The 21675-nt window shown below is 70.5% G+C and carries 18 protein-coding genes; 5 read left to right on the top strand and 13 right to left on the bottom strand.

The genetic code is table 11. From position 1 onward, the window contains the following. Positions 1-30: 30 nt before the first annotated feature. From JAO81_RS14070 to JAO81_RS14045, 6 genes are all read right to left on the bottom strand, one after another. Positions 31-1488, bottom strand: a complete 1458-nt coding sequence (locus JAO81_RS14070; protein WP_233415342.1) for a translation initiation factor 2 — start codon at positions 1486-1488, stop codon at positions 31-33. A gap of 38 nt (positions 1489-1526) precedes the next feature. After that, positions 1527-2174, bottom strand: a complete 648-nt coding sequence (locus tag JAO81_RS14065; RefSeq protein WP_199548172.1) for an alpha-ketoglutarate-dependent dioxygenase AlkB — start codon at positions 2172-2174, stop codon at positions 1527-1529. Positions 2175-2255: 81 nt separating this feature from the next. Further along, positions 2256-3575 carry a cytosine permease gene (locus JAO81_RS14060; RefSeq protein WP_199548171.1) on the bottom strand — a complete coding sequence of 440 codons (1320 nt, stop codon included), beginning with the start codon at positions 3573-3575 and terminating at the stop codon, positions 2256-2258. Between the two features lie 37 nt (positions 3576-3612). After that, positions 3613-5067, bottom strand: a complete 1455-nt coding sequence (locus JAO81_RS14055) for a DUF1116 domain-containing protein (RefSeq protein WP_199548170.1) — start codon at positions 5065-5067, stop codon at positions 3613-3615. After that, entirely contained in the window at positions 5064-6614 is a 1551-nt protein-coding gene (gene fdrA, locus JAO81_RS14050; RefSeq protein WP_199548169.1) for an acyl-CoA synthetase FdrA, read from the bottom strand. The genes JAO81_RS14055 and fdrA overlap by 4 nt, the downstream gene beginning before the upstream one ends. Beyond that, positions 6611-7549, bottom strand: a complete 939-nt coding sequence (locus JAO81_RS14045; RefSeq protein WP_199548168.1) for a DUF2877 domain-containing protein — start codon at positions 7547-7549, stop codon at positions 6611-6613. Before JAO81_RS14045 ends, fdrA begins: the two co-directional genes overlap by 4 nt. A 104-nt stretch (positions 7550-7653) precedes the next feature. On the opposite strand from JAO81_RS14045, the gene JAO81_RS14040 reads away from it, so the two are divergent. After that, on the top strand, positions 7654-8589 hold the full coding sequence (locus JAO81_RS14040; RefSeq protein WP_199548167.1) for a carbamate kinase: 936 nt from the start codon (positions 7654-7656) through the stop codon (positions 8587-8589). 134 nt (positions 8590-8723) lie between these two features. On the opposite strand, the gene JAO81_RS14035 is transcribed toward JAO81_RS14040, so the two are convergent. Then, positions 8724-9842, bottom strand: a complete 1119-nt coding sequence (locus JAO81_RS14035) for a serine hydrolase (protein ID WP_199548166.1) — start codon at positions 9840-9842, stop codon at positions 8724-8726. Between the two features lie 119 nt (positions 9843-9961). Between JAO81_RS14035 and JAO81_RS14030 the strand changes: the two genes are divergently transcribed. Beyond that, positions 9962-10621, top strand: coding sequence for a TetR/AcrR family transcriptional regulator (locus JAO81_RS14030; RefSeq protein WP_199548165.1), 660 nt, complete (start codon positions 9962-9964; stop codon positions 10619-10621). Positions 10622-10724: 103 nt separating this feature from the next. Here JAO81_RS14030 and JAO81_RS14025 read toward each other — a convergent pair whose 3' ends face one another. After that, positions 10725-11381 carry a GntR family transcriptional regulator gene (locus tag JAO81_RS14025; protein ID WP_199548164.1) on the bottom strand — a complete coding sequence of 219 codons (657 nt, stop codon included), beginning with the start codon at positions 11379-11381 and terminating at the stop codon, positions 10725-10727. Positions 11382-11587: 206 nt separating this feature from the next. On the opposite strand from JAO81_RS14025, the gene JAO81_RS14020 reads away from it, so the two are divergent. Both JAO81_RS14020 and JAO81_RS14015 read left to right on the top strand, forming a co-directional pair. Next, positions 11588-13060 (top strand): chlorohydrolase family protein, encoded by a 1473-nt coding sequence (locus tag JAO81_RS14020; protein ID WP_199548163.1) that lies wholly within the window; start codon positions 11588-11590, stop codon positions 13058-13060. A 71-nt stretch (positions 13061-13131) separates the two neighbouring features. Next, on the top strand, positions 13132-14337 hold the full coding sequence (locus tag JAO81_RS14015; RefSeq protein WP_199548162.1) for an amidohydrolase family protein: 1206 nt from the start codon (positions 13132-13134) through the stop codon (positions 14335-14337). Between the two features lie 242 nt (positions 14338-14579). Here the strand turns inward: JAO81_RS14015 and JAO81_RS14010 are convergent, their stop codons facing one another. From JAO81_RS14010 to JAO81_RS13990, 5 genes are read right to left on the bottom strand one after another with little or no spacing between them, the layout of a single operon-like run. After that, complete coding sequence (locus JAO81_RS14010) at positions 14580-15593, bottom strand: ABC transporter ATP-binding protein (RefSeq protein ID WP_199548161.1); 1014 nt, start codon at positions 15591-15593, stop codon at positions 14580-14582. Then, complete coding sequence (locus JAO81_RS14005) at positions 15590-16612, bottom strand: ABC transporter ATP-binding protein (RefSeq protein WP_199548160.1); 1023 nt, start codon at positions 16610-16612, stop codon at positions 15590-15592. Before JAO81_RS14005 ends, JAO81_RS14010 begins: the two co-directional genes overlap by 4 nt. Next, positions 16609-17502, bottom strand: coding sequence for an ABC transporter permease (locus tag JAO81_RS14000; RefSeq protein ID WP_199548159.1), 894 nt, complete (start codon positions 17500-17502; stop codon positions 16609-16611). The genes JAO81_RS14005 and JAO81_RS14000 overlap by 4 nt, the downstream gene beginning before the upstream one ends. Then, entirely contained in the window at positions 17499-18473 is a 975-nt protein-coding gene (locus JAO81_RS13995) for an ABC transporter permease (RefSeq protein ID WP_199548158.1), read from the bottom strand. The genes JAO81_RS14000 and JAO81_RS13995 overlap by 4 nt, the downstream gene beginning before the upstream one ends. Further along, entirely contained in the window at positions 18470-20083 is a 1614-nt protein-coding gene (locus JAO81_RS13990; RefSeq protein ID WP_199548157.1) for an ABC transporter substrate-binding protein, read from the bottom strand. Before JAO81_RS13990 ends, JAO81_RS13995 begins: the two co-directional genes overlap by 4 nt. 272 nt (positions 20084-20355) lie before the next feature. Here JAO81_RS13990 and JAO81_RS13985 point away from each other — a divergent pair, with 272 nt between their 5' ends. Beyond that, positions 20356-21543 carry an MFS transporter gene (locus JAO81_RS13985; RefSeq protein WP_199548233.1) on the top strand — a complete coding sequence of 396 codons (1188 nt, stop codon included), beginning with the start codon at positions 20356-20358 and terminating at the stop codon, positions 21541-21543. Positions 21544-21675 lie beyond the last annotated feature (132 nt).

Genomic DNA, 21675 nt, shown 5'->3' with positions numbered 1-21675 from the left:
CGGAGGGAGCCTCGGGTGAGGGACAGGTGATCATGACAGCAGGTCCCTCATCACGGTTGCCGGAAGAGCCGGATTGGCCGCGGCGTGGGGACCCAGTTCGGTGTCGTCCAGGAGCGCCGTCAGCCTGGCCGCGGGCAGCCGTGGATGTGCGGCCGCCCCTGCGCGGACGGCAGCATCCGTGTCGTGGGTGAGCCGCTCGGCCGCGTCGGCCGCCAAGTCGGGGTCCAGGAGAGCGAGGTGGCGCTCGGCAGGCGTGTCGGCCGTCGCGAAACGCCCGCCGAGGCCCGTGGTCGGGAAGTTCGGGTGCTCGGTGAGCAGGGCGCGGTGGTGGTCGGGGCCGGGGTGGGACAGGTAGCAGTCGAGGAGCAGGTGCGGCGGGGCTGCCGGGTGGTGGTGGGCGAGCCGTAGGCGTACGCCCGCGTCGTCGTCGTGCGCGAGCAGGGTGACCAGTTCGGTGGGCAGGGCGGGATCGGTGGCGGCCCGGCGGCGGCGCAGGGGGTGGCCCGAACGGGCCTGGGCCGCGGAGACGGCCGGGTCGGCGGGTGCGGAGGCATGGGGCTCCCACGGGACGCCCGTGTACTGGTCGGGCTCCACGACGTAGTCGATCGCCGCCCGTTCGTCCTCGCTCAGTTCGGGCCGCAGCGACACTTCGGTGCGTACGCGAGGGTCGTGGTCGCGCGCGAGGATCTCCACCAGCGCCGGCGGGAGGCCGTCGCGGGCGGCCAGGGCCCGGCGCACTCCAGGGTCCGGGTGATCCACCAGCGAGGCGACCACGTCCGGCGGGGTGCTGTAGTTGTGGGCCAGGGTCCAGGCGGAGTCACGGTCCGGGTCGTTCACCAGCCAGTCGACGACTTTGCCGGACAGACGGCAGTTCACCAGGATGTGCGTGGTCCCGTGGTTGCGCGGCGCGGGCAGCGGCCCGAGTCGGCGTTCCATCGCTCCTTCGTCGTCCTCCTCCTGCCGACGCCGAAGGTCGTTACGAGCCGCTGCGCGAACCTCGGGGTGCGGGTCGTCGAGCAGCGCCGCCCGCTCGGCCGCGGTCAGCGAGCCCCACACGTTCAGCGCATACCGGCGGACCGAGGCCACGGGGTGCCGAGGGAAGGAGAGCTGGACCCGAAACGGGATCTGGCGTGAGGAGAACAGCTCGGACAGACAGTCGTTGTCATACGTCGTGAGCATCCGGTCGATCACCCAGTCGGGCAGCGGACGCACCGGCCGGTTCCGGTCCGGGCGGCCCGCGAGCCACCCCCGGACGATCCACTCGGGATCGTCCACAAGCAGTCCGCGCACCTCGGGATCCGCATACGGATTGCGGGCCAGCGCCTTGCGGACGCGCACGTCCGGGTGCGCGACGATCGCCGCCGCCACTTCCCCGGGGAACGAGGCGCGCCGGCCGGCCAGCGCCGACCAGGCGTCCTCGTGCTCGGGCGCCAACAGCTCAAGGAGCACATCCGCCGGCGCGGCGGGATTGACGGCCAGCCCACTCAAGCGCGCGTTCCCCACAGACACCCTCCCCGTCGGTCCGTCTACTGCAGGCCGCTCACCCGCAGAGTGATGTTGAGCCGCCCCACAAGTCCCAGTTCCGCGGGGGCAGTTCCCCCGTGCACCCGCGGCACCCCGTGATAGTTGAGCCGTGACTCCCCGCCGAACACGAACGCGTCGCCGCTGCGCAGCTCCACGTCCGTATAAGGCTTGGCCCGTGTCTCGCCGTTCCCGAAGCGGAAGACGCACGTGTCGCCGAGGCTGACCGAGACTACGGGATCAAGGGATTTCTCGTCCTGGTCGCGGTGCATGCCCATGCGGGCGTCCGCGTCGTAGAAGTTGATCAGGGCAATGTCGTACGGGGCGTCGGCGAACTCCTCGCCCAGGGCCGCTGCCGCCGTACGTCGGCCCCACTCCACCAGCGAAACGGGCATCGGCTTGACCGGCGCCCCGTCGCCGTCCACGGCGGTGCGGGCATAGCCGTACGGGAACCTGTGCCAGCCAAGGCCGAACTGGCGGACGGACATCCGGCCGCCGCCCGGCGTGGCGACCTCGCGCAGCCCGGCGGGCGGGCGGGCCCAGGCGCGGCACTGGTCGAGGAGCGTGCGCTGTTCGGCAAGGTCCAGCCAGTCCGGGAGGTGTCCGGCGCCGGGTGCGGTGGTGCGGCGCGGGCGCCGGAACAGCTCGCCCATGAGCCCGAGGCTACGCCGCCGCGCCCCTGCCCGCGGTGGGCAGGGGCGCGTAGAAGGGGTACCCCCAGGCGTCAGCAGGCGTCAGGCCGTACGGGGACCCGTCCGCTCCAACAGCGCGTACGCCACCACCGCCACCACAAGACCGGTGATCGCATCCGACAGCTGCGGCGCCCACCAGTGGGCGATCCCCGCGGCCGCGGCCCCGATCGCCCAGGCCACGAACGCCGTGGGACGGACCACCATCGTGGGGCGGTCGTCCATGGCCGTGCGGCCGCCGCGGGCGAAGAACTGGTCGGCGATCAGGACGCCGCCGAGCGGCGGGACGAAGACGCTGAGGATGACCAGCCAGTCCAGGAAGTGGTTCCAGACGCCGGCGAGCGCGGCGAGCGTGCCGATGACGCCGAGGACGAGCGTCGTCGTGCGCATGGTGCGGCCGGTCAGATGCGACCAGCCGAGCGCACCGTTGTAGAGGCAGTGGCTGCACACCGAGCCGAGGTTGACGAAGACGAAGACAGCGGCCAGCACATTGAGCAGCGACGAGTTCTCGCCCGTGAGGATGGGGAGGAAGTCCCCGCCCGCGGTCGCCGGCGCGGCGACCGCACCGGCCGCGACCACCACACCGCCGGTGACCTGTGCGATGACGCTGGCCACCGGGAAGGCGCTGACCGTGGCGAGTACGGCCTGGCGGCCGTTCCTCGACCAGCGCGTGAAGTCGGCCGTCATGGTGCCCGAGTCGGCGAAGGTCGCCATCATCATCGACACCGCCGCGCCGAAGGTGATCGTGGCGTTGCCGCCGGCCCCGTCGTACGAGAAGACAGCGCCGAGATCGTGATCGCGGGCGACGATCACGAGCGCGATGACGCCCGCGATCACGAAGAGGGGTGCGGCCACGGCGCCGAGCCAGGACAGGGCCTTGATGCCGAGGTAGGTCAGGGCTATGAAGCCCAACCCGGCCAGGACCGCGACCAGTTGCTCGTGCCAGCCGAACGCCTGGTGCAGCGTGGCGCCGGTCGCCCCGGTGTTGAACGCGAACCAGCCGACCACCACCGTCGCGAGGAACGCCGAGGCGACGACGTACCCCGCGCGGCCGAAGGTGCGGGTGGCCTGGAGCGAGAAGGACTCGCCGGTCTTGCCCGCACGGTGGCTGAGGATGCCCACGTAAAGGAGCATCACGAGATTGGCCACGGCGATGGCGGCGAGCCCGCGCCAGAAACCCAGCATGGCGACGACCACGCCGCCGGGCACGGCATTGGTCAGGATCATCGGGAATCCGAACCAGACGGCCGAGACCGTCAACAGCGACTTCCGGCTCTCGGCCGGGACCGGGGAGTGCTCGTACTCGGGGTCGAGTTCCCGGGCCGCGGAGGTGTCGTGGTCCGCGGCGGAGTGGTGAGTGTTCATGGTGTCAGCGAAGGGCTTCCTGGTCGGCGCTCGCGGCTTACGCGAGGGCGTCGGCGAGGGCGGTGACCGCCTTGGTGAAGGCCTCGGCCGGCGGGTGCGTGATGCCCGCGCCGATCATTCCGATGCCGGCGTCCTTGTGCGCGATGGCCGTGTTGATGATCGGCAGGATCCCGGTGTCGATGACCTTGCGGACGTCGATGCCGGTCGGCAGACCCTGGAAGTCCAGGGCAGGGATCGTGACGTTGGCGTTGTCGGCCGTGGTGATCTCGCCCATGTCCCGCGTGTACTGCACGGCTTCGGCCACGGTGCCGCCCACGAGCGCGACGATCGCCGGCGCCGCCGACATCGCGAAACCGCCGAAGCCGTACGTCTCGGTGATGGCGCTGTCGCCGATGTCGAGGCCGGAGTCCTCGGGCTTGTAGCCGGCGAACATCGGGCCGACGACCTGCTGCGCGGGGCCGGTGAACCACTGGCCGGGGAGCCCGGCGACGCGGATGCCGAACTCGACGCCGTTGCGGGCCATGGCGGTCAGTACGGTCGAGTTCTCGACGCCGTTGGCGGCGTCGAGGGCGGCCTTGGCCATCGCCATCCAGGTCGGTCCTGAGAAGTAGTCGGAGGACGCGACGAAGTCGAAGACCTCCTTCTTCTGCTCGGTCGTGAACGACGACCGCAGCAGACCGGGGGCCAGGGCCTGGAAGAGGAGCAGGGTGCCGGCGCCGTTGCGGTTGTGGCACTCGTCGCCCATGTGCAGCGCCTGCGAGAGCAGCAGCCGCAGGTCGATGGGTCCGGTGAACTCGACCGCTTCCTTGAGCATCGGACCGAAGACGTCCCGCATCCACACGAGGCGGTCGATGACGCTCCGGTCGTTGGCGCCCATCCGCAGGATCTTCGCCATCTGCTCGGACAGGTTGGTGTAGGCGATGTTGCCGTGCGTCTCGTTCTTGACGATGTGCACGTACATGGACGCGGAGGTGACACCGGCCATCGAGCCGACCGCGTCCGCCTCGTGGCAGGGCTTGAAGGTGATACGGCCGGACGCGGCGACCTCCGCGGCCTCGTCGAGGTCCTTGGCGAGCCCCTCGAAGACGATCGCGCCGGTGACGGCACCCTGCATCGGGCCGTTCATCCGCTCCCACGTGAGGGGCGGGCCCGAGTGCAGGATCGTGGTCGGCGTCATGCCGGGCACCACGTCGAGGGCGCGGGCGAAGCCGGTGAGCATCGGGCGGGCCGACATGATCCGCTCGACGGCCTCGGCGTTGGCGGCGTCGATCCTCGCGGCGAGTTCGGGACGCTCCAGGAGGTCGAGGGCGCGGGCCGCTTCGGCGTCGCCGCCGCCGGGCGGGGTCCAGTCGAGGGTGGTGACCTGGGCGCCCTGCGCGCTGATGTCCGTATCGAACATGGCGAGGCCGACGTTGACGACGTTCAGGTCGCTGCTGAACAGCCGTGCGGCCGGGGTGAGTTCAGGGCTGACGGCTTCGGAGGAGGTGCTCATGCCTGCTGGGCCTTCCGTGCGATCTCTCGGGCGAACTGGCCCGTCTCGGTGCTGCTGCGGGTGACGGTCACACCGGCGGCCTCGAGGGCCGCGGTCTGGGCGGCGACCGACGGGGTGTCCAGGTCGGTGCCGAGGACGTACGCGACGATCTCCAGGTGGCGCCCTGCCTCGCGGGCGATGCGCTGGGCCTCCTCGATGGCGGGCAGCGTGGTGCCGACGGGGTCCTCGTGGGAGCCGAAGCCGAGCACGAAGTCCATGACGACAGCGGCGACTTCGGGATCGCGCGCCTCGGCGACCAGCCGCTCCAGGCGCGGGGTGGGGTCGATCATCGGGTGCGGGCGCCCGTTGGTGAAGTCGTCGTCGCCGAAGTCGAGGAAGGTGTGACCCTTGCTGTCCGCGGCGGCCGTGAGGCGGTACGAGGGGTCTTTCTGGATGTTGCTCCAGACGTCGATTCCGGCGTCGCGAACGGCGTACATCGTCTCGTCGCAGAGCGTGCCGCCGCAGAACAGACCGCGGACGTAGCGCTGTCCGTCGGCGAGACGGGCGACGACATCGGCGGCGGCCTGCCCGGGGTGGAGGCGGTGGGGGCCGGGCGCCTCGATGGGGGCGAGGCGCGCGGCCGGGCGGGCGGCGTCGAGGCTGCCGGCGGCGAAGTGTCCGCCCGCGGCGGTGACCGCTTCCTCGGAGCCGCCGATGAAGTGGACGACGACGGGCTTGCCCGCGGCGGCCACTTCGGCGAGGACCTTCTTCTCCACGGACGCGGCCGGCGGCTTGGAGACGAGCACGATGACGTGGGGGGCCGGACGGGCGGCGGGGGCGGGGACGCCGTGGGTCATCATGATGCCGCCGCCCCCCCCGCTGAGGTCGCGCCCACCGGTGCCGATCAACTGCGAGATGCCGCCGCCGAGGGCGTGCACACGGACGCTGACCTCCTGCGAGCCGGTGCCGGAGGCGGCGACGATGCCGACGGAGCCGGGGCGCACCTTGTTGCCGAAGCACAGCGCGACGTTATTGATGATGGCGGTGCCGCAGTCCGGACCCATCATGAACAGGCCCTTGTCGTGGGCGAGTTCCTTGAGGGCCACCTCGTCCTCGACGGCCACGTTGTCGCTGAACAGCATCACGTGCAGGTTGTTGTCGAGCGCCTTACGGGCCTCGCGCGCGGCGTACGCGCCGTTGACGGCGATCACGGCGAGGTTGGATCCCTCGACGCCTGCCGCGGCGCTTGCGAGCGTGCGGTAGGTGACCGCTCCGGCGCCGGCGGAGGCGGGTGCCTTGCGGTGCAGGAGGTCCTCGACCTCGGCGAGCAGCGCCTCGGTGTCGGTGCCGTCCGCCGCGACCAGGACGATCATGAGGTCACCGCTGCCGGCTGCGCGCAGCTCGTCGGTGAGCAGGCCCAGGTTGTCCAGGACCCCCTTGTTCATCTCGGTGCCCATGGCGGTGAACGCCTGCTCGACCCCGTCCAGACCGTTGGCCTTGGTGGAGACGGACATCAGGGACACGGAGTCGAAGTACGTGTTCTTCCGTACGACTGCTGTGGTGCTCACAGCGAACCTCGCAGTTCTTCTTCCAGGTGGAGCCCGGCGATCAGGCCGGACAGGGTGTCGCTGCCCGAGGTGTGGCCGATGGCCAGCACCTTGCGGACAGGAGCGGCTAACTGCTGCGGCTGGGCTCGGTCGGCCACCAGCCGCAGTACATCGAGGAGTTCGTCGCGCGCCCGCCCGTCGGCCGCTTCGCGCAGGGTGGCGAGCGAGACGTCGGTGGTGCGCCCGGGGTGTGCCGCCAGGACCTCCTCGAGTACGGGGACGAAGGCGGCCTGTGCGCTGCCGGGCAGTGCGGCGAGCAGGGCCACGCCGGTGAGGAAGTCGTCGCCCGCGGGGGTGAGTCCGGGGCCGAGGCCGAGGAGGGCGAGGATCGCCGCCCGGGTGGCGTCCGGGTCCCGGTCGCGGACTGCGGCGATGAGGCGCGTACGGCCTTCGGCGAGTGCCCTGGTGATCGCGAGGTCCATCGGACCGGCGTCAGAGGTGGGGCCGAGCATGCCGCCGAGGGGGCCGTGCTCCTGGTTGAGCTGCGCCAAGTGCGTGGCGGCGGCGGCGAGTTCATCGCGGTCCAGCTGCGCGAGAGACGGCAGCTCGGGGTGCCAGGCGCGGGCGCCCTTGAGGGTCAACCTCAGGGGGCCGTACGGCACTTCGAGGGTCAGCACCCCCGGCGTGAACGTCACGGGCTGGCCCTCTTCGATCCCCCACCCGCTCCAGTCCGCCACATCGGTGGTCAGCGTGCGAGGTGCGTGGCCCGCGTCCCGGGCGGCGAGGGCGATGAGGGTGTCCTGAGGGGTGACGACGTTCACGACCCGGGTGAAGACCGAGTGGACGCGACCACGGCCGGAGCCGGTGCGCAGGCGGCGAAGGAGCACGGCATCACCGCCGTCCACGGTCAGGTGGACCGGGCCACCCGTGCGGGGTATCGACTCCTCGGGGGTCATCCGCGGCTCCTCTCCCGGTCCCGTCGACGTCGTTCGTATTGGTATACCATTCGACGTCCGATCAGCGAACGCAAGCACCAAGCAGACAAAGCAAGGGACATCACATGCGCATCGTCGTCGCCCTCGGAGGAAACGCGCTGGCCCGTCGCGGCGAGCCGATGACCGCCGATCATCTCCGGGCCAACGTGCGAGGGGCCTGCCAGGCGCTGGCCGGCCTCGCCCGCGAGCACGAGGTCGTCATCACCCACGGGAACGGCCCGCAGGTGGGCCTCCTCGCGCTGCAGAATTTGGCATACCAGGATGTGGCGGCGTATCCGCTGGACATCCTGGGAGCCGAAACCCAGGGCATGATCGGCTATGTGATCCAGCAGGAGCTGTCCAATGCGCTCGTCGGCGAACGCGAGGTCGCCGCGGTCATCACCACCACCGAGGTCGACGAGGCCGACCCGGCCTTCGAGCGGCCGACGAAGCTGATCGGCCCGACCTACTCGGCACAGGACGCGGCGGAGGCCGCCGCCGAGTACCGCTGGACGATCGCGAAGGACGGCGGGGCGTTCCGCCGCGTGGTTCCCTCCCCCGACCCGATCCGCATCATGCAGGCCCCGCTGGTGAGCAAGCTGCTCGACAACGGCACGCTCGTGGTGTGCGTCGGCGGCGGCGGTGTGCCGGTACGCACCGACTCCAAGGGGCGCCAGATCGGCATGCAGGCCGTGGTCGACAAGGACCTCGCCAGCGCCACGCTCGCCGCGGACCTGAACGCCGACATGCTGATCATGCTCACCGACGGCGATTTCGTCAGCGAGAACTGGGGCACGCCCGAACAGCGCGACATCCTCACCGCGTCCCCCGAGGGTCTGGCCCAACTGGCCTTCGCCGAGGGGTCGATGAAGCCGAAGGTGGACGCGGCGGTGCGGGTCGCCGAGGCCGGCGGGCGCACCCTGATCGGCCCCCTGGAGCGCCTCGACGATCTGCTCGCGCGCCGCGTGGGCACGGAGATCCGGGCCGAGGTGGCGGGCGGGATCGAGTACGTCGGGCAGTAGCGGGATGGGGTACGCCGCGCAGTAGCGGGATCGGGTACGCCGCGCAGTAGCCGGCATGAGCCCGGCGAACGTACGGCGGCGGCAGCGGACCCTCATCGATCCGCTGCCGCCGTCCGGCCGGCCGTCCGGCTGGGTCAGCCGTACATGGCCACGCGGTACAGCGCCGCAAGCGCCTCGTCGACGGGGTGCGGCTGCGGTGTGCCGGAGGAGTCGAGCCTGTTCCACCGCTGCATGTTCACCGCGAGGGCCACCTGCCGCCCGCCGTCGGCACGGGTCATGGCCAGCGCTCCCCCACCCCAGACCGTGCCGCCATGCCCCCAGAAGACACCCTGGCCCGGGCCCTCCATCGGGTGCAGGCCTAGCCCGTAATCGATCACCTTCCCCTCCTGGGAGACGACCGGGACGGTGCGTTGCATCTGCGCCAGCGAGCCGGGAGCGATGATCTCGCCGGCCAGCAGCTTGCCGTAGAAGCGGTTGAGATCCGCGACGGTCGATATCAGCGAGGCCGACGGCCCCACCCATGACATGTCGAAGACGCTGTAGTCGCGCGGCGGGTCGACCATGCCGAACCAGGACTCGTAGAGCTGCGAGTGCGGCCCGTCGACATGCGGTCCGTCAGGGAATGCGGTGTCCCGGAGACCGGCGCGCTCGATGACGTTCCGGGTGATGTGCCGGTCGGCCGCGGTTCCTGTGACCTGCTCCACGAGCTCGGTGAGGAGCAGGTAGTTGGTGTTGGAGTACAGCCCGGGCGTACCGCCCGGGGGGCCGAAGGCGGGAGCGGTGACCCCCATCTCGATCAGTTCGGTGCGGTCGAACCGCGTGAACCGGTGGTCGTCGAGGCTCTCGGGGCCGGTGTCCGCGAGAGCGGGGAACGACTTGAGCGAGGGATAGGCGTACGGCAGGTACTCGGCGAGCCCGCTGGTGTGGTTGATCAGCATGCGGACCGTGATCGCGTCTCCGCGCCCTGCGGGGACCAGCCCCGGGAGATACCGGCGTATCGGTGCGTCAAGAGCGATCCGACCGCTCTCCACCAGCTGCAGAACCGCTGCCGCGGTGAAGGTCTTCGTGATGCTGCCGACCCGGTGCCGCATATCGGCGGTGACGGGACGGCCGGTGGCGAGGTCGGCGACCCCGGCGGCGCCGCGCCAGACCTCGTCGCTGTCACGCACCTCGGCGAACAGGCCCGGCATTCCGGCGCGATGGACGTTTTCGAGGGCGGCGTCAAGGGCCGTGAAATCCAGTGAGTTCCTCACGACATGCGTCCTTTCGCAATGCTACGGGTGGCACTGGGCACGCTCATGTCCTCATTATGCACGCGGTGCGTGCAACACCAAGTGCATGAGCTAGACTGAGGCTCGACGAGAGGGGCGAAATGGCAGGTCGCAGGCGTTGGTCGACCGAGGAAATCCTGGACGCGGCAGCGGAGTTGCTGCGGACGAGCGACGCGGAGTCGTTCAGCGTGCGCAAGCTCGCCGCGACGCTCGGGACCGACTCCTCCAGCCTCTACCGGCATTTCCGCAGCAAGACGGAGCTGCTGCGCGCCGTCGCCGACCGGATCCTCCTGGCGTCCATGGAGGGCTATCGCGCCGAGGGCGACTGGAAGGAGCGCATCACCGCGCTGGCCCTGCGCGTGAGAGAGGCGTTCGGGCAGCAGCCTCAACTCGCCGCGGTCTGGGGGCGGTACGCGTCAGGCGGCGCCGGTTCCCGGCTGGTGATGGAAGAAGTGCTGCAAGCGCTGCGCGCCTCGGGGCTGCCCGACGAAGAGATTCCGGCGCGCTACCACCGGCTCGCGGTCCTCATCGCCGCGTTGATCGCCTCCGAGGCCGGAGTCAGCACCATCACCCCGGAAGAGCACGAGCAGGGCATGGAGCTGTTCCGCGTCGCGGTACTCGGCGCCGATCCCGAACGCTTCCCCGCCCTGGCCCACTTCGCGCGTGAGGTCCGACCGCTCGGGGCGGAGCGCCGCGGCGCGTTCGAGGAGCTCCTCGGGGCCCAACTCGCCCAGATCGAGGCGGCGATCCGCCGGGACTGACGGGCGGCCCCTGAGTCCGCGGACCTCAGAGCCCGCGGCCCGCAAAGTCCGCGGATCTCAGAGCCCGCGGCCCCGTCCCACTCGGCCCGCCTGCTCAGCGCGCCTACTCGGCGCCGGTCGCGTCGCGCCGATGCGCCGCGATCTTCGCCCGGCTGGTCGCGAGGTGCTGGGCAGCCAGTTCATCGACGCGCTGCACATCCCGCGCCTCGATGGCCAGGTACAGCTCTTCATGCTCGTGCGCGAAGACATCGAGGTCGTCGTGCTGGCCGAGCAGCCAGCGCAGCCTGCTCTGCAGGATCCCGTCGAGTTCGCTGAGCAGTGCGTTGTCGGCGAGTTCGGTGACGGTCTGGTGGAAGTCGGCGGCCTTGCGGCGGGCGGCGCCGCCGTCACCCTTCGCCGACGCGGCCTGCTGTTCGTCCAGATCGGCGCGGAGTTTGGCCAGGCCGGCGCGGGTACGGCGCTCGGCGGCGAGGCGGAAGGCCAGGGTCTCCAGGGCGGAGCGCACCTCGTTGAGGTCGGAGACATCGGACTGGCTGAACTCGCGCACCACGGCCCAGGTCCGGGGCCTCGGCGTGACCAGGCCTTCACTGACGAGACTGCGCAGCGCATCACGTACGGGCAGCCGGCTGACGCCCAGCTCGGCGGCGATCTCACGCTCGACCAGCTTGCTGCCGGGAGCGCGCGTGCCGTCGATGATCTCGTCGCGCAGGGTGTTCATGACCCGCTCCGACTCGGGGGTGAATTCCTCAGCCGTTGCCATGACGCCATTTTCGCATCCGAGATCGTCCGTGCAGTGCTCGACGGGCATGTGGGTGGCCACAATTTGTATACCGAGTCATTTGTCGGCAAGCACGAAGGCCCGCTGGATTCTGGCGAATCCCCACATCAGAGCCCAACCAGCCCACCGAGCATTTGGTATCCCAAGTGTTAGAGTCCGGGAGTCGCCCTACCCACAGGAGGCTCCTCGTGCACACCCGCTGGCGTGCCGCCCATGTGCTCGCGTACCAGAACGGGCAGCATGCGCTGCTGCGCGACGGTGAGGTGGTGTGGCAGGACGACACCATCGTCCATGTGGGCCGCAGTTGGGAAGGGCCCGTGGATGAGGACGTGGACCTCGGCGACCGTCTGGTCATGCCGGGGCTGATCGACCTGGACGCCCTCACCGACATCGACCACCTGATCCTCGACTCGTGGCACTCCCCCGAGACCGGCCCGGGCCTTCAGTGGTCCCGGACGTACGCCCGCGGCAGCCGTGATGTCTTCACGCGCGCCGAGCGGGCCGTGATCCGTGAGTACGCGCTGGTCCAGCTCGCGCTGCACGGCATCACCACTTACATGCCGATCGCGTCCGAGGTGCACAGCTCCTGGGCGGAGACCTTCGACGAGTGCGCGGACATGGCCGAGACCTCGCGGCGGATCGGACTGCGCGGCTATCTCGGGCCCAGCTACCGCTCCGCGGTCAATGTCGTCGACGCCGACGGCGGGCGCGATCTCCACTTCGACGAAGAGCGCGGCCGCGCCGGCCTGCGGGACGCCGAGCGGTTCCTCGACCACGTCGAGCAGCTGCCCGCCCCCCTGGTGCGCCCGGCCCTGCTCCCCTGCCTTACCGAGACGATGACGCCCGAGCTGCTGCGCGCCCCCGCCGCACTCGCGCGCAGCCGCTCGGTCCCGGTCCGGCTGCACTGCCTCCAGGGCACCGTCGAGCGGGAACTCGTGCAGCGCCTTTACGGATGCACACCGCTCGAACTCATCGAGCGGACCGGCCTGTTCGAGACCCGTCTGCTCATCCCGCACGGCATCGTCATCGACCGCCACCCCTGCGTACACGGCGAGGACAACGGCGATCTGGACACCCTCGTCCACGCCGGTGTGTCTGTCATCCACTGCCCGCAGACCTCGCTGCGCTACGGCGATGTCCTGCATTCGTTCGGCGAGTACCGCCGCGCCGGGCTCAATCTCTGCCCCGGCCCCGCCTCCTCCCCGCCGGACCTGACCCGCGGCATGGCCCTCGGCGCCCCCCTCGCCAAGGTGGTCGACGCCCGCGCGGACGCCGCACCCGCCGAGGCCTATGTCGAGTCCGCGACGCTCGGCGGCGCCCGCGCGCTCGGCCGCGACGACCTGGGTCGGCTCGCCCCCGGCGCCCGCGCCGACCTGGTGGCCTTCCGCCTCGACGACATCCGCGACGGCGTGCTCGACGACCCGGTGCGCACCCTGCTGCTCAACGGCACCGCCCGCAATGCCTCCCACTCCGTCGTCGACGGCCGGCCGGTACTGGTCGACGGCGAGCTGCCCGGCGTCGACACCGAGGCGCTGCGCGTTCAGGCCCAGGGCCTCTTCGCCAAGATGCGCGCCGCGTACAGCGAACGGGACTTCAGGCGCCGCGACGCCGACGAACTCTTCCCGGCCACGTTCCCGGCCTTCGTGGACGAGGCGCGCTGAACAGCCCTCCACGAGACGTGTGGGACACCCCGCAAAGGCACCACCCCGACCTCAGCAAGGAGTCACCACCCATGCTCATCAGGAACGTCCGCCCCTGGGGCGGCGAAGCCTCCGACATAGAGCTGAAGGACGGCAAGATCGCCGCCGTACGGCCGCACGACCCCGCGCGCGCCGAGGTCGGCGAGAGCGTCGACGGCCGCGGCCGGCTCGCTCTGCCGACCTTCTCGGACGTCCACTGCCACCTGGACTCCAACCGTGTCGGGCTGCCCTTCCGCCCGCACACCGGCAAGCCGGGCGTGTGGGGCATGACGATGAACGACCGCGAGCACTGGCGCGAGGACGGTCCGGTCGCCGACCGCACCACGCGGCTGCTCGGCCGGATGATCGAGCGCGGCACCACCCGCGTCCGCAGTTACGCGCAGATCGACGCGGACTGCGGCCTCGAGCGCTTCGAGGGCGTGCTCGCCGCGAAGGAGGCGCACAAGGACCGCGCCGACCTCGAGATCATCGCGTTCCCGCAGGCCGGTCTGCTCCTGGAGAAGGGGGTGCCGGAGCTGATGGACAAGGCGCTCGCCTCGGGGGCCGCGGTGGTCGGCGGCATCGACCCCTGCACGCTCGACCGCGACCCGGTCAAGCACCTCGACATCGTGTTCGGGCTCGCCGAGAAGCACCAGGCGCCCATCGACATCCACCTGCACGAGCCGGGCCACCTGGGTGTGTTCAGCACCGACCTGATCCTGGAGCGCACCCGCGCGCTCGGCATGCAGGGCAAGGTCACGCTCTCCCACGCGTACGAGCTGGGCACGGTCGACGAGGCCACCACGCGCCGTCTGATCGAGGAGTTCGCGGACCTGGACATCTCGATGGCCACGATCGCCCCGGCCCAGCAGCTCACCGCGCTGCCGCTCGTCGAGCTGACGAAGGCGGGCGTCCGCGTCGGCCTGGGCGAGGACGGTCAGCGGGACTTCTGGTCCCCGTACGGCAATGGCGACATGCTCGACCGGACCTGGCAGCTGGCGTTCACCAGCCGCTACCGCGCCGACGAACTGATCGAGCACGCCTGGGCGGTGGCCAGCCGCGGCGGGCACTCGATCCTCGACCCGTCGCTGCGGCGCCTCACTTCGACGGCCGACCGGCCGGGTGTGGACGCGGGTGACGCCGCCGATCTGATCCTGGTCGACGGCGACACCGTCTCGGCGGCCGTGATGGACCGCGGCTCGGACCGCACGGTGATCCACGCGGGCCGTGTCGTCGCGGACCAGCTCCAGCTCGTCTGAGCACCATCGGGCAAGGCCCGGGTCTCGGAACTCCCTTCCAGGGCCCGGGCCTTGCTCATGCGGAGAGCAGGCGACCTCGGAGCAGGCACCCTCGGAGAGCAGGCGACCTCGGAGCAGGCGTCCTCGCCGTAACGGAGGAAGCCCCCGCCTCGTATCCCGAGGCGGGGCGCGCCCCGCCCCCGGAGGGGGGGACCCCCCCCCCCCCTACCCGGGGGGCGGGGGCTTCGCCGTATCCCTATCGGTCAGACGGCAGTGGCCTGGGGCGAGCGGGCGTCCGGGGCCGCCCCGTCCTCCCCCACCAGATGGCAGGCCACCTCACGCGGCTCAGGTCCCTGCAGCACCCGCAGCTCGGGGGCCTCGGTGCGGCAGCGGTCCGTGGCCAGGGGGCAGCGGGTATGGAAGTGGCAGCCGGTCGGCGGAGCGAGCGGGCTCGGCAGATCGCCGTCGAGCACGATCCGCTCCCGTGACGCCCGCGGGTCGGGCACGGGCGCCGCCGAGAGCAGCGCCTGGGTGTACGGGTGCTTGGGGTCCGCGAACAGCTCGGCAGCCGGCGCCTGTTCGACGATCCGGCCCAGGTACATCACGGCGATCCGGTCCGCGAGGTACTCCACCGCGGCCAGGTCGTGCGTGATGAACAGACAGCCGAAGCCACGCTCCTTCTGCAGATCGGCGAGGAGATTGAGCACCGAGGCCTGTACGGAGACGTCAAGCGCCGAGGTCGGTTCGTCGGCCACGAGCAGCGCCGGCTCCACGGACAGGGCGCGCGCGATGGAGACGCGCTGACGCTGGCCGCCGGAGAGCTGGTGCGGATTGCGGTCGGCCAGTTCGGGGCGCAGGCCCACCTGCCGCAGGAGTGCGTCGACCCGCGCGAAGGCTTCGGCGCGGGTCGCGAGGCCGTGCAGGCGCAGAGGTTCGGCGATGATCTGGCGGATCGTCATCCGCGGGTTGAGCGACGAGGAAGGGTCCTGGAACACCAGGTGGACCTTCTTGCGCAGCGGCCGCATCCGCCGGGCGGACAGCGTCGTGACATCCGTACCGTCGATCAGGACCTGACCGCCGGTCGGGCTGTCGAGACGGACCACGCAGCGGCCCACCGTCGACTTGCCGCTGCCCGACTCCCCGACCAGACCCAGGACTTCACCGGGTCCGATGGTGAGCGAGACACCGTCGACGGCGCGCACGCTGCCGGACGGGGCGGGGAAATGGCGCTGGAGGTCGCGGACGTCCAGGACCGGGGTCGCTGCCGGATCGGTCATCGGGCGGCCTCCTTGACCATGATGGGGTGATGGCAGGCGATCCGGTGCGGTCCCGAAAGGGTCCGCAGCGGCGGTCGTCGGCCCAGGCAGTCGTCCTGTGCGAACGCGCAGCGCGGTGCGAACGAGCAGGCGTCGGGCTGTGCCCGCAGGTCGGGCACGAGGCCCGGGATCTCGTTGAGCCGTGCCCGTCCGTCCTTCGTGCGGCTGCCGGGGCGCAGGACGGCGCCGAGGAGCCCCTTCGTATACGGGTGGGAGGGCGAGGTGAACAGCTCGTCCACCGGGGCCTGTTCGACCGGCCGGCCCGCGTACATGACGAGCACGCGGTCGGCTGTCTCGGCCACGACGCCGAGGTCGTGCGTGATCAGCACGATCGCGGTGCCGAGCCGTTCGCGCAGCGATTTGAGTACGTCGAGGATGCCGGCCTGCACCGTGACGTCGAGCGCGGTCGTCGGCTCGTCGGCGATGAGTACGGCCGGGTCGCAGGCGACCGCGATGGCGATCATCACGCGCTGGCGCATCCCGCCGGAGAGCTGGTGCGGGTACTCGTCGACCCGCCGCTCGGGGGCCGGGATACCGACCAGGTCGAGCAGTTCCACGGCCCGTGCACGGGCCTCCTTCTTGCTCACTTTCCGGTGGCGTACGAGGACTTCGCCGATCTGCCGGCCCACGGTAAGGACCGGGTTGAGCGAGGTCATCGGCTCCTGGAAGATCATCGACAGACGGCGGCCGCGCAGGGAGCGCCATGTCCGTTCGCCCGCGCCGACGAGCTCCTGTCCGTCGAGCGTGATGGATCCGCCGATACGGGCGGTCGGCGGCAGCAGACCCATCACGGCCATCGACGTGACCGACTTCCCGCAACCCGATTCACCGACCACGGCGAGGACTTCGCCGGGTGCGAGATCGTAGGAGACCCCGTCCACGGCGTGCACGGTGTCGTCCGGGCCCACGAAGTCGACCGTCAGGTCACGGACGCTGAGTACCGGTTCGCTCTGCACACTCTGGGGTGCGGGGGCGGTCATCGGGAGCCTCCACGAGGGTCGAGGATGTCGCGTACGCCGTCGCCGAGCAGGTTGAACGCCAGCGTGGCGAGCACGATGACAAGGCCGGGGAAGACCGCCATCCAGGGGGCGTTGGCGATGAACGGCTGGGCGCTGGAGAGCATCACGCCCAGCGACGGGGACGGCGGCTGTACGCCGAGTCCGAGGAAGCTCAGCACCGCTTCGCCGATGATCGCCGCGGGAATGCCGACGGTGGCCTGCACGATCAGCGCCGAGGTGGCGTTGGGCAGGATGTGCCGGAACAGGATCGTGCCGTCACCGCCGCCGTTCGCGACGGCCGCGCCCACATAGTCGAGGTGCTTGAGCCGCAGCGTCTCGGCCCGGGTGATCCGGACGATCGCCGGGATCTGCGAGATACCGATCGCGATCGTCGCGTTCTTCAGCGACGGTCCGAGCACGGCGGCGAGACCGACGGCGAGCACCAGGAACGGGAACGCCAGCATCGTGTCCGTCAGCCGCGACACCACGGTGTCCGCGAACTTGCCGTAGTAGCCCGCGAGCAGGCCCAGGGGCACCGCCACCACGAAGGCGAGCGCCACCGCGAGCACGCCGACCTGCATCGACGCGGTCACACCGACCAGGACGCGGGAGACCTGGTCGCGGCCGAGGTCGTCGGTGCCGAGCCAGTGGTCCCAGCCGGGCGGCGCGAGCACGTTGTCGAAGTCGGGCTGCGCGGGATCGTACGGCGTGAGCAGCGAGGAGAACACGGCGACGAACACGAACAGCGCGCCGAGTATCGCGCCGGTGAGCGCGAGGCGGTTGCGGCGCAGCTTGCGCCAGGCGTCGGATGCACGCCCGCGGGACTTGGCCGCGGCGGTCACGACGGGAGCGGTGTCGACGGCGGCCGTCATCGGGAGCCTCCCAGCCGGATACGCGGGTCGACGACCGAGTAGAGGAGGTCGACCAGGAGATTGATCAGGATGTACGCGGCCGAGGTGAAGAGCACGACGCCTTGCACCATGGCGTAGTCACGTGTGAAAACCGCGTCGATGGTGAGCTTGCCGAAGCCCGGAAGCACGAAGACCTGCTCCGTGACCACCGCGCCGGAGATCAGCTGACCGAGCTGCAGACCGAGCACCGTGATCACGGTGACCAGGGAGTTGCGCAGGGCGTGCGAGCCGATGACCGCGCGCCGGGACAGGCCTTTGGCGCGGGCGGTGCGGACGTAGTCCGAGGACAGGGCGTCGAGCATCGCGGCGCGGGTCTGCCGCATCACGACGGCGGCGAGTCCGGAGCCGAGCACGATCGCGGGCAGCACGAGCCGGCGCAGGTTCTCCAGCGGGTCCTGCCCGAACGGTACGAATCCGGAGGCCGCGAACACCGGGAGGGCGATGGCGAACGCGAGCACCAGGAGCATCCCGAGCCAGAAGGTCGGCACCGACATCCCGAGCAGCGCGATGCCGTTGGCCAGCCACTCCTCAGGCTTCCCACGCCGGACGGCCGCGACGATACCGGCGCCGATGCCGAGGGTGATCGCCAATAGAAGGGCGAGCGCGGCCAGTTCGAGGGTGATGGGCAGGGCTTCGAGGATCGAGTCCAGGACCGGCAGTCCGCTGCGGGCCGACGTACCGAAGTCGCCGGTGACCGCGTGGCTGACGTAGTTCCAGTACTGGACCACGATGTTGTCGTTCAGTCCGTACTCCTCGCGGATCGCCGCGAGTACCGCCGGGTCGGTCTGTTCGCCGGCCATGGCCTGCGCGGTGTCGCCGGGCATCGCCCGTACGCCCGCGAAGACGGTGATCGAGACGAGGACCATGGTGAGCAGGGCCTGGCCGATGCGGCGGCCGGGATACGAGGTGAGCCACGTGCGGGCGGTGGTCATCCCTGTGCCCCCTTCACATAGCCGGCTTCCTTGACGCGGATGAGGCCGTCGCCGGAGAGCGCGATCCCGCTGATCTCCTGGGACGCGACCGCGTAGTTGATATTGCGGTAGAGGTAGATGACCGAGTGCTGCTTGTTGATGGCCTCGGTCAACTGGCGGTAGATCTCACGGCGCTCGGACACGTCGGCGGTGGAACGCCCCGCGGCGATCAGGCGGTCGATCTCCGGATCGGAGAGCTTGCCCTGGTTGTTGCTGCCGTGGGTGCCGACGAGGCTGTCGATGTTGCCGGCCGGGTCGGGCTGGCCGCCCCAACCGCCCGTACGGGCCTGGAAGTCACCTGCGAGGGTGCGGGTGAGACCGGTGGCGAACTCGGTGGGCCGCAGCCGCACATCGAAGCCCGCCTCCTTGGCCATGGCCTGCACGACCTGTCCGAGCCGGTTGTCCTCCGGCGTCGTGTTGATCATCAGCTCCAGCGGCACCGGCGTCTTGACCCCGGCCTCCTTCAGGAGCCGCTTCGCCTTCTCGACATCGCGGCCGGGGCAGGTGATCGGCGTGCTGAGCGGGGTGCCCGGCGGTACGGGGCCGCACGCCGGCTCGTACATGTCCTGGAAGACGACCTTGTTGATCAGCTTCCGGTCGAGTGCGAGGTCGAAGGCCTCCCGTACCCGCACATCGCGCGCGAAGGGGGTGTCGACCTTGCCCGGCGGCTTGTCGATGCCGTCGCTGTTGCCGACGTTCAAGGTGAGCGCCATATAGCCGAGCGAGGGGGTGTTGAGCAGGTGCAGGTCCTTGTCGCCCATGGCGCTCTTGACCTCGACCGGCCCCATCTGGTCGCCCAACTGCACATCGCCTGAGCGCAGATTGGCGAGACGGATATTGCCGTCGGTGATGGTCTTGTACGTGACGCCGTCGAGGTGGACCTTCTCCGCGTCGTAGTACAGCGGATCCTTCTTGAGCTCGATCCGGTCGCCGATGACGCGCTGGTCGTACTTGAACGGGCCGACGCAGGAGGGGTGCGCGGCGAAGTTCCTGCCGTACTTCCCGATCGCCTTGGGCGACATGATCAGGCCCGCGGTGTTGGCCAGCCTGCCGAGCAGCGGGGTGTCGGCGTGCTCGAGCGTGAGGCGCACGGTGTACGGGGCGATCGCCTCGACCTTCCGCACGGAGTCGATCTCCGAGGCGCGGCCCGAACCCTTCAGGTGCAGATGCCGGTCGAGGGAGACCTTCACGGCGTGCGCGTCGAGCTTGGCGCCGTCGCTGAAGCGGGCGTCGCGCCGTACGTCGAACGTGAAGGTCCTGCCGTTATTGCTGATCTTGGGCAGAGACGCGGCGAGTTGGGGCACGAACCGGTTGTTCTGGTCCACGTCGTAGAGCTGCTCGCACATGGAGGTGAACACCGTGCGGGCGACCAGGGTGCCGGTGAGGCTCGGATCGAGCATGTCGGGGTCCGACTTGAGGCCGATCACGGCCGTGCCACCGTCTCGTACGGGTCGGGAATCCTTGAGCCGGGGCTCCGCGGCGGTCTTCTGGCCGGGCGGGGCGAGCGAGCCGCAGCCGGTGGCCAGCGTCAGCAATGCGGCCGCCGCGAGCACGGCAGGTAGGCGACGCACGGGACCACACCTCCTTACACGAGCAGGGGCGCAGGCCCGGTCGGGCCGCGCTGAGGGCCGTCACGGTATACCGCAGAGGTGTTTCAACTGGTGGACAGCTGGGCCGATTTACTCCTGAACGCCCTCTATTTTCCGGGCGAAACAGAGCATTAGCCGCTTCCGCATCATGGATGATCGTTACGTGTTCGAGTCTTTGGTATCCCATTTGGAAGACCGGCGAATCCCCCTTGTCCGGAACCGCCCGCACCTCTACGCTGTATTTTGTGCCGACAATGAACAAACTCGCGTCCGGATCTGCCGACACCACCAAGCCATCCCGGGACCTCACGCGCCTGCGCATCGTCCTGACCGTCTTCTTCGCCCTCGACGGGTTCATCTTCGCGGGCTGGGTCGTCCGCATCCCGGCGATCAAGGAGCAGACCGGCGCCTCGTCCAGCGCGCTCGGACTCGCGCTGCTCGGTGTGTCGGTCGGCGCCGTCGTCACGATGGTGTTCACCGGGCGCCTGTGCCGCCGCTACGGCAGCCATCCCGTCACCGTCGCCTGCGGCGTACTGCTCTCCCTGAGCGTCGCGCTGCCTCCCCTGACCCACTCGGCGACGGCACTGGCCGCGGTACTGCTGGTCTTCGGGGCGGCGTACGGAGGGATCAACGTCGCCTTCAACAGCGCGGCCGTCGATCTCGTGGCCGCGCTGCGACGCCCGATCATGCCCAGCTTCCACGCGGCGTTCAGCCTGGGCGGCATGGTCGGCGCGGGCGCCGGCGGACTGATGGCCGGCTCCCTCTCCCCCACCCGCCACCTGCTCGGCCTGACCGCGATCGGCCTCCTCGTCACCGCCGTTGCGGGACGCGCCCTGCTTCGCCTGTCACCTCCGGCGCCTCCAACTGACCGGCCCGACACGGAGAAGGCACCGCGTCGCCTCGACTCCCGCACGCGCCGGCTCGTATGGATCTTCGGCTTCATCGCCCTGTGCACCGCCTTCGGCGAAGGAGCCCTGGCCGACTGGGGCGCGCTCCACCTCGAACAGGACCTCAACGCCCACCCCGGCATGGCTGCCGCCGGCTACTCCTGCTTCGCGCTCGCCATGACCCTCGGCCGCCTCAGCGGAACGACTTTGCTGGAGCGCCTCGGCCAGACCCCGATCCTCGTCGCCGGCGGCACAACCGCCGCCGCCGGCATGCTCCTCGGCGCCCTCGCCCCCACCGTCTGGCTCGCCCTGCTCGGCTTCGCCATCACCGGACTCGGACTCGCCAACATCTTCCCCGTCGCCGTCGAACGCGCCGGCGCCCTCGCCGGACCCAGCGGCGTCGCCACCGCCTCCACCCTCGGCTACGGCGGCATGCTCCTCGGGCCACCGGCCATCGGCTTCATGGCGGACTGGTTCACCCTCCCCATCGCGCTCACCAGCGTCGCCGCACTCGCCGGCGTCGCCGCACTCATCGGCTACACCACGCGACGATGAAAAGCCCCCGGCTTCAGGCGGGAGGCGGTCGGAAAGAGCACGTCCTCCAGCCCAGCATGCTGATTGGGCAGACCGCCGCCACCCATCGGCCGCTCGCCCAACGCAATCCCCCCCGTCACCACCGACGCCATC

It is taken from the genome of Streptomyces sp. N35, assembly GCF_016464295.1.
GTDB lineage: Bacteria > Actinomycetota > Actinomycetes > Streptomycetales > Streptomycetaceae > Streptomyces.
The sequence above is the reverse complement of the archived record's forward strand: the minus strand, read 5'-3'. Positions and strand labels throughout refer to the sequence as shown.

What these genes read in the sequence shown, in the direction of transcription:
- JAO81_RS14065 (WP_199548172.1), bottom strand. Translation starts at nt 2,174, where the DNA reads ATGGGCGAGCTGTTCCGGCGCCCGCGCCGCACCACCGCACCCGGCGCC.
- JAO81_RS14060 (WP_199548171.1), bottom strand. Translation starts at nt 3,575, where the DNA reads ATGAACACTCACCACTCCGCCGCGGACCACGACACCTCCGCGGCCCGG.
- JAO81_RS14055 (WP_199548170.1), bottom strand. Translation starts at nt 5,067, where the DNA reads ATGAGCACCTCCTCCGAAGCCGTCAGCCCTGAACTCACCCCGGCCGCA.
- JAO81_RS14045 (WP_199548168.1), bottom strand. Translation starts at nt 7,549, where the DNA reads ATGACCCCCGAGGAGTCGATACCCCGCACGGGTGGCCCGGTCCACCTG.
- JAO81_RS14040 (WP_199548167.1), top strand. Translation starts at nt 7,654, where the DNA reads ATGCGCATCGTCGTCGCCCTCGGAGGAAACGCGCTGGCCCGTCGCGGC.
- JAO81_RS14030 (WP_199548165.1), top strand. Translation starts at nt 9,962, where the DNA reads ATGGCAGGTCGCAGGCGTTGGTCGACCGAGGAAATCCTGGACGCGGCA.
- JAO81_RS14025 (WP_199548164.1), bottom strand. Translation starts at nt 11,381, where the DNA reads ATGGCAACGGCTGAGGAATTCACCCCCGAGTCGGAGCGGGTCATGAAC.
- JAO81_RS14015 (WP_199548162.1), top strand. Translation starts at nt 13,132, where the DNA reads ATGCTCATCAGGAACGTCCGCCCCTGGGGCGGCGAAGCCTCCGACATA.
- JAO81_RS14010 (WP_199548161.1), bottom strand. Translation starts at nt 15,593, where the DNA reads ATGACCGATCCGGCAGCGACCCCGGTCCTGGACGTCCGCGACCTCCAG.
- JAO81_RS14005 (WP_199548160.1), bottom strand. Translation starts at nt 16,612, where the DNA reads ATGACCGCCCCCGCACCCCAGAGTGTGCAGAGCGAACCGGTACTCAGC.
- JAO81_RS14000 (WP_199548159.1), bottom strand. Translation starts at nt 17,502, where the DNA reads ATGACGGCCGCCGTCGACACCGCTCCCGTCGTGACCGCCGCGGCCAAG.
- JAO81_RS13995 (WP_199548158.1), bottom strand. Translation starts at nt 18,473, where the DNA reads ATGACCACCGCCCGCACGTGGCTCACCTCGTATCCCGGCCGCCGCATC.
- JAO81_RS13985 (WP_199548233.1), top strand. Translation starts at nt 20,356, where the DNA reads ATGAACAAACTCGCGTCCGGATCTGCCGACACCACCAAGCCATCCCGG.